General features: G+C 62.7%; 2 protein-coding genes. Both read right to left on the reverse strand.

What is annotated here, in order from left to right; all coding sequences use genetic code 11:
• Nucleotides 1-62: 62 nt before the first annotated feature.
• Entirely contained in the window at nt 63-836 is a 774-nt protein-coding gene (gene istB, locus R4P47_RS24930) for an IS21-like element helper ATPase IstB (RefSeq protein WP_032385531.1), read from the reverse strand.
• Between the two features lie 46 nt (nt 837-882).
• Nucleotides 883-2,217: an IS21 family transposase gene (gene istA, locus R4P47_RS24935; protein WP_008720775.1), complete on the reverse strand. Its 1,335-nt coding sequence runs from the start codon at nt 2,215-2,217 to the stop codon at nt 883-885.
• Nucleotides 2,218-2,388 lie beyond the last annotated feature (171 nt).

The raw sequence follows: 2,388 nt of genomic DNA on the forward strand, positions 1-2,388 counted from the left end.
TATCGGTGGACGACCTCACGTGTCGGTCTGTGTACGACCTGACGTGTCGGTGTCCGGCAGGTTCATGATGCCGGTGCCTCCACTGGTGTGACAAGCCCTTGCCGGTCTTTGAGCCGGTAGCTGGGGCCGTTGATGGCCAGGACGTCGCAGTGATGAAGGAGTCGGTCGAGGATCGCGGTGGCGAGGACGTCGTCGCCGAGGACGGTTCCCCATTCGGTGAAATGCTTGTTGCTTGTGATGATCGTGGAGCCCTTCTCGTATCTGCGGCTGATCAGCTGGAAGAACATGTTGGCTTCGTCGCGGTCGAGGGCGAGGTATCCGACCTCGTCTATGACCAGCAGAGATGGGCGCATGAGGTTCGCGAGTTGCCGGGGGAGCCGGTTTGCTGCGTCGGCGGCTTTGAGCTTTCGAACGAGGTCGTCGAGGGTGGTGAAGTAGATCGACTTTCCGGCTTGGCAGGCAGCGACCGCCAGCCCGATCGCGATATGCGTTTTCCCTACTCCCGGTGGTCCAAGTATCGCGATGTTCCCTGCGCCGGTGAGGAATTCGAGGGTGGCAAGGTCTCGGATGCGGCGCGGTTCGAGTCCGGGTTGGAAGGTGTAGTCGAAGTCGTCGAGGGTTTTGTGATGGGGAAGCCCGGAGAGTTTGAGGGCGTTGCGGAACCGCCGGGATTCTCGGACTGCGACTTCTTCGGCGAGGAGGTGGTCGACGAAGTCGAGGTATCCCATCTGCGCGGAATCTGCGCGGGCGGCGGATTCGGTGACCGATTCGGCGGTGTGACCGAGGCCGAGCCGGAGGGCGTTGTCGATGATCCGTTGGGTGGTCAGTGAACTCATGAACGGTGTCCTGTCGTGGAAGATGCTGTGGGATAGTGGTTCACGGTCAGACGGCGTAGGCGGACAGTGGTCGATGTTCGACGTGGACGTGTCCGACGAGTGAGATGACTTTGGCGGTCAACGGGTCGCCTGCGTCGACCGAAGGTGACGGTGTGCCCTCCGCGGGGTTTGTATCGACGCGTCCGTCGGTGGTGGCACGGGTGTGACCGTCGGGCAGTGACGCCCAGTGCGCCTGGTCGACGACCCAGGCGCCGCGGACCTGCGAGCGAGCGTGGACGGCCAGGACGGTACCGCCGGCACTGTCGAGGGTGGCGATGGCGATGTTGTCGGCACCGGCGCGTACCTGTACTCGTTGACCTGCCCGGACGCGGTCGGCGGGTACGGAGTAGAGCGATGCCTCGAACGAGATCAGCGCGTCGTTTCCGATGCGCCGTAGGTGGGCTTCGGCGACAAGATACGGCTCGGCCGGGGCAGGACGTAGCGCCGCGTGATCGACGACGGCGCGGGTCCCGATGACCTCACGGTGAGTACGGTGCACCTGAGTCCGGCGGATCGGAACCCAGTCCATGAAGGTGCGGTCGGTGCTAGCGAGATCGGTGAACGTGCGACCGGCCAGGACGTGATCCCGAACGATCTTCACTTGCCGTTCTACACGGCCTTTGCCGGTGGGCCGGTACGCGGCGAGGACGTCGATGTCGAAGCCGTAGTGCCCGGAGAATGCGACGGCTGCTGGATGCAACGGGACAGCATGTCCGGGACGGACATGTTTGCGGACAATGGTTTTGGTGCGGTCGTAGACGATCGAACCCGGGACGCCACCGAAGTGCGCGAAGGCTCGGATGTGGCTGCCCCAGAACGCGGCGGCGTCCATCGAGTGGGTGTAGCAGCAGAATGGGTCACGGGAGAACGAGAGGACCATGTGGAAGGAGTAGACCTTGCGTCCGGTGCCGAAGAGATCGCCTTCATCGCCCCAGTCGACTTGTGCTTGGGCGCCGGGGATGGTTTCGAATCGGCGGTGTAGATTGCCGAGCCCGGATTCTTCTGCGCCGAGTTCGTCTCGGATGATGGGTCTGGCTGTGCTGCAATAGATTTTGACTCGTTGGTAGTTCACGGTCACGGACTTTTCGTTGGTGAGGCGTTCGTGGATGACCGAGGCTGCGATGGTGATGTCGGCGCGGAGCATCTCTTCGATCAGTGCGGCGATGTCGTCGGTGATCGCTCGGGGTTGTGTTCCTGCTCTCGAGGTTCCCTGCGGTGGATGCGTGGGTGCATCGTCGGCGAGGTATCGGCGGACAGTGCGCCAATCGCAGCCGCATTCGCGGGCGATGTCGGCATAGGTCGCGCCGGCCTCGTGCAGGGCTTTGAAACGTCGGATGTTCATCCAAGACTCTCCATCTAGGATCATGGCAAGGGCCACCCTTCGGGTTCGTCAACTTTGGCGGTAGACGATTCGAAGGGTGGCCCTTGTCGTGGGCGAGTTACGACAGGACTCGCCGAGCACCTACATATGAGGTTGTACGGGGACCATCACGTGAGGGTGTACACCGATACC

Origin of the sequence: Rhodococcus sp. IEGM 1370, assembly GCF_033142325.1 — a bacterium.
Lineage (GTDB): Bacteria > Actinomycetota > Actinomycetes > Mycobacteriales > Mycobacteriaceae > Rhodococcoides.